Annotated in this window: 3 protein-coding genes; all 3 read left to right on the forward strand. The window is 62.6% G+C overall.

The features are described from left to right. The first annotated feature begins 501 nt into the window (after positions 1 to 501). Positions 502 to 2,229: a sensor histidine kinase gene (locus JTJ31_RS24245; RefSeq protein WP_207541311.1), complete on the forward strand. Its 1,728-nt coding sequence runs from the start codon at positions 502 to 504 to the stop codon at positions 2,227 to 2,229. Further along, positions 2,226 to 2,891, forward strand: coding sequence for a response regulator (locus JTJ31_RS24250; protein ID WP_207541312.1), 666 nt, complete (start codon positions 2,226 to 2,228; stop codon positions 2,889 to 2,891). Before JTJ31_RS24245 ends, JTJ31_RS24250 begins: the two co-directional genes overlap by 4 nt. 78 nt (positions 2,892 to 2,969) lie before the next feature. Next, the coding region (locus JTJ31_RS24255) for a transposase (RefSeq protein WP_207541313.1) at positions 2,970 to 3,219 on the forward strand (250 nt) is incomplete at its 3' end.

Consider the following 3,219-nt stretch of genomic DNA (forward strand, 5'->3'; position numbering starts at 1 on the left):
GGCCCGCGATTTCGAGCGGCACTGCCGCATCGCCGCCGCCTTCGTCCGCATGGCCATGATCCGCATCATGCTTCGGCGGTTAGCCGCAAGGCCCTCAGCGTGAAAACAAACTTCTCGGATGGGCTGTAAGAGACATATAATCAGCGCATTGGGCAGGTAGTCTGACCCTCCGGTCACTCCCCGGTCTTCAACATGACCCGCGGCATGCCGTGTGCCGCACTAAAAACAAAGAACCAGTCAAAATACATGTATTGCGCACTAACGCCGTAGCTTTGCTCTCGTCCAGCAGACTTCTTCGTTCCCTGTTTATAGACAAACTTGGAATTTGTTGCTTGGGCCGCGCACCTCAATTTGTAGCAGCAAAACATTTTAAAATCGATTATGATCGTAGCCTCGCAAAATTGAACCAATGATGGTGTCTACAACCCAATGGCGGCAGCTTCACTGATTCCTCGCTCTTCAGTTCCGAGCGGTTCGCCAGTCGGCCTTCCGGTCGAGCGCATGATTGCACTCGCGCGTCTCGTTCTGATTGTGTTTGCGCTCGCGGCCACTTACGTCGATGCGACACAGTCGAGAGGGGACATCACAGCAACCTATACGATTACCGGTTTCTATGCTGCGGTCGCCGCTATCGGAGCGGTTTTTGTTTTCCGGCGGGTACCAACGAAATACGAGCTATTCCTCGCACACGCTTTGGACATTGCGCTCGTTTCGGCGCTGATCTACCTGACCGAGGGCCCGACCAGCCCCTTCTTCGTGTTCTTCACCTTCATTCTACTCGCTGGCACGCTTCGCTGGAACTGGCGGGGGGCGTTGGGCACAGCCGTCATTCTTGTCGTCCTGTTCCTCGTTCTCCTCGCAATCTTCGGTGATCAAGTTCTAGCCGACCGCGACGAGCTGAACCGGGCGATCATCCGCACAGGCTACCTCCTCGTGATCGGCGCGATGCTGGGCTACGTTGGTGCCTATCGGGAGCGCAGCACTCGTCGGCTTGCACAGCTGGTGGCATGGCCCGGCCCACAGCCTATGGCCTTCCACGAGCACGCCAGCCCCAATCTCGGTCCTCCGCCTATTGCGCCAGCGCTTGCCCATGCCGCATCGCTGCTTTGCACACCACGTGTCCTCGTCATTTGGGAGATCGCGGAGGAGCCCTCTCGACATGTCGCGTTGTGGACCGCAGAGGATGGCCTGCTTTACAGCCGTGAACACGCCGGCCGCTTCGGGACGCTCGTCGCCGCACACCACACGGAATCCACGTTCTCGGTCGGAGATGCTGATGCGAATCAGCAGCCTGACCTGATGACAGAAATTGGCAGTGGCCGCAGCAGTGACCCAGGCCGCGGCGGCATCCCTGTCGCCGCGCTGTCGCCACTCATCGACGCGGACCTTCGCCGGACCTATAGCATCGGGCGCACCCTTACGGCGCCGTTCCATCTTCCGCTCTGCAAGGGACGGTTGTTCCTGCTAGACCAGGACAAGGTCAGCGACGACGACCTTCGGCTTACGGAGCTGATCGCCCTGCGGCTTGGGGTGGATCTTGAGCACCACCTGATGCGCGCGCAGATTGGGACCACGGCGGCACTGGCCGAGCGCGTCCGCTTGGCGCGGGACCTGCACGACGGCGTCCTGCAAAGTCTCACAGCGGCCAGCATTCACCTTAAGCTATGCTCGCAGCAGGCAGGCAGCGGCGCCCTGGCGGAGCAGCTCACGCTGATCCGCGAAACCCTCACAGGCGAACAGCGCCGTGTCCGCAACTTTGTCGAGGACCACCGTCACTCGTCGCTTCCGTCGATGGCGGGCCTAGTCCCTGACGCGGCTGCAGCCGAGGCGAAGCTGGCTGATGCTCTAGAGGACCGCCTGCGGTGGCTTGAGCGGGAATGGGGCTGCAGCGTGGAATTTTGGACCTCGCCCGAGGGCCTGAGCGTTCCGCGGGACCTCGCACGCCACATCCGACACCTTGTGGCGGAGGCCGTGTCGAACGCCGTCCGCCACGGTAGGGCATCAAGCATCACGGTTTCGGTGACGCGGGAGCCTGAGGTCTTGCGGCTCTGCATCGCCGATAATGGGCACGGTTTCGCGGACCTTGAGGGGTCCTATGGGGATGAGGCGCTAGCCACGCTAAGCATCGGCCCTCGCTCGCTTTGGGCGCGGACTAAGGACCTGGGCGGCACCGTGGCGCTCCGCACCAGCGCGTCGGGCTCCGAACTCGACATCGAACTCCCCACATGAGTGCCACCACCTGTCCCCGGATGAAGGTTGTCCTCGCAGACGACCACCCGATCGTGCTCAGCGGGCTGAAGGGCCTGATCCAGACTGATACAGCCTTTGAGATCGTTGCCACCTGCCGGGATGGAAACTCTGCCCTCGAGGCTATCCGGACGCTAAGGCCGGATCTAGCGGTTCTTGACGTCTCGATGCCCAACCTGACCGGCCTCGACGTCCTCGGGGCGCTGGCGTCCGAGCGCTTGGAAGTCAAGGTCGTTTTCCTGACTGCGTCGGCCACGGACGACCAGATCGTGACTGCGGTGGCCCGAGGCGCTCGTGGCATCTTGTTGAAGGATGCGGCGGCCGACGCCCTCCTCGAATGCCTACATACGGTGGCGGCCGGCAGTCGCTGGCTCCCGCCGGATCTGGTGACCTCCGCCATGGAGCGCGAGGCGGGACGCCGCGTCGAAGTCGACCGGCTCAAGACCAGCCTCACCCCGCGGGAGCGTGAGTTGGTAATTTTGGTTGCAGAGGGACTCTCCAACAAGGAGATTGCGCGAAGGCTCAGTTTGGCCGAAGGCACGGTCAAGATCCATTTGCACAATATCTTTCAGAAGCTCGGTGTGGCCAACCGAACCGCGATGACTGCGCTCGCACTGACCTATCGCGATTACTTGGCGCGTTAGAGCCCGCTTCGGAACGGTTTCGTATGGATCGCGGATGGGGTGAGCGGCGGCAGCCTCGTGCGTTCGAGGGATGTCTGTATGTCCTCCGAGGTCGCCCATGTGGACCCCGCCACCCGGCCGCAGCTTGCGCGCCCAAGCCAGCCCTATGCAACACGCCCGACCAATGCCGAGTGGCCGTTGGTGGCGCCGTTCCTGCCGCCGCCCGCCCCTTTCAGACGACCACGGCGCTGGCCGATGCGGGCGGTGTTGGACGGCATCCTCTCCGTTCTGCGCACCGGCTGCGCGTGGCGGCACCTGCCGCGCGACTTCCCGCCTTGGCCGACGACGC

Origin of the sequence: Sabulicella rubraurantiaca, from assembly GCF_017355885.1 — a bacterium.
Classification (GTDB): domain Bacteria; phylum Pseudomonadota; class Alphaproteobacteria; order Acetobacterales; family Acetobacteraceae; genus Roseococcus; species Roseococcus rubraurantiacus.